Genomic DNA, 1,060 nt, shown 5'->3' with positions numbered 1-1,060 from the left:
CCATTGCGCCGAATCTGTTCACTGCCGCAGGCGGCGCAATAGTGTTGCGTATAAACCATAACCCCCAATACGCATTTCACCTTATATCAGACCACCGCCCATAATTAAGCGTCTTGAATCATTCAGCAGCGCTGTAAATAATGCGATTATAGGAACCGCAATTTTTGAAGGCATCATCGTAATACTTATTGGCATTGCTTCCAATAACTTAACTACGGAAAATGAAGCACTCAACAAATTTTCTCTGTGTGCAATTACTTTTTTGGGAGTATTATATCTAGGGATATTATTGATCAAAACAATCTATGCCACTAGTTTCCCAGGGTCTATAACAAACGAGTTAAAATCTGAACGCGAATTAAAAGAACTCAAAGGAGTTGCTGGAAGGCAAGAAACGATAAGCAACTTTCTTGTTCAAACAATGCAACGGTTGAATGGACAGACATGCGCATTAAATTATGGTGACGATACCCACTTGTGTGATAAAGGCATCTCAAATGGTATTCATGAACTCATCGAACCAATAATTGATAATACCTATTTCCTGTTAGACACTGTTAACACGGGGTTTACAGTGGGAGTCTATCTGAATGAATACTGCTCAATTGAAACTCCCGAAAATTGGGGAAGCGGCTTAATAGTCATTGACGACAGATTAGAAAAAAGCCGTTTTCTACCAAAGGAACTATTCAATAATTCTGGTATTAGTGAAGAACCGCTTGAAATACAAACCGCAATCAGACGTTCTTTTAACAATCAAGAATTTGTTGTCAACAACTTTAAATCAGGAAATGAGTCTTACACCATAATCTGTTCGCACATGCCAGTTGCTTGTAATGAGAATGATGGCTTAGGAGTATTATTCATTATAAGTAAGGCTGTTCATGACCTACCTACAGACCTTTCTATTCATTTAAAGATATTTGGAAGAGGGCGGTGGTCTAAAATGAGATGACTTAAGTATGGTGTTTATGGTCACGACAATTCACACTTGCGCTAAATGCGAGAGCGCCGATATTCGCCGCAATGGACACAGCAACGGCCATGCCCGTAACCAGTG

At 39.6% G+C, this 1,060-nt stretch carries 1 protein-coding gene; it reads left to right on the top strand.

What is annotated here, in order from left to right:
* Positions 1-262 precede the first annotated feature (262 nt).
* The gene (locus BEN47_RS20710) at positions 263-955 is read left to right on the top strand and encodes a hypothetical protein (protein ID WP_125921436.1); all 693 of its coding nucleotides are present in this window, start codon (positions 263-265) and stop codon (positions 953-955) included.
* Positions 956-1,060: the final 105 nt, after the last annotated feature.

This window comes from Hymenobacter lapidarius (assembly GCF_001816145.1).
In the GTDB taxonomy this organism is placed as follows: Bacteria; Bacteroidota; Bacteroidia; order Cytophagales; family Hymenobacteraceae; genus Hymenobacter; species Hymenobacter lapidarius.
Note: the sequence above shows the minus strand (reverse complement) of the source record. Positions and strands in the feature narration are given on the sequence as shown.